The sequence below is a fragment of the Weissella cibaria KACC 11862 genome, from assembly GCF_000193635.1.
In the GTDB taxonomy this organism is placed as follows: domain Bacteria; phylum Bacillota; class Bacilli; order Lactobacillales; family Lactobacillaceae; genus Weissella; species Weissella cibaria.
The window spans coordinates 1-316 of sequence record NZ_AEKT01000036.1 but is presented as its reverse complement, the minus strand read 5'-3'; the positions used below and the strand labels follow the sequence as shown (position 1 = coordinate 316).

Sequence of the window (316 nt, the reverse complement as noted above, 5' to 3'; positions counted from 1 at the left end):
GAAAGTTGATAGGTTAAGTTATTAAGGGCGCATGGTGGATGCCTTGGCACTAGGAGCCGATGAAGGACGGGACTAACACCGATATGCTTCGGGGAGCTGTAAGTAAGCTTTGATCCGGAGATTTCCGAATGGGGGAACCCAACTTGTTATGCAAGTTATCACCTAATGAATATATAGTTAGGTTGAAGGTAGACGTTGTGAACTGAAACATCTCATTAGCAACAGGAATAGAAAGAAAAATCGATACCGTCAGTAGCGGCGAGCGAAATCGGTAGAGCCCAAACCAAAGTGCTTGCACTTTGGGGTTGTAGGACTG

General features: G+C 45.6%; 1 rRNA gene. It reads left to right on the top strand.

What is annotated here, in order from left to right:
- Positions 1 to 11: 11 nt before the first annotated feature.
- Positions 12 to 316, top strand: a 23S ribosomal RNA gene (locus ESE_RS0108505); the annotation flags it as partial.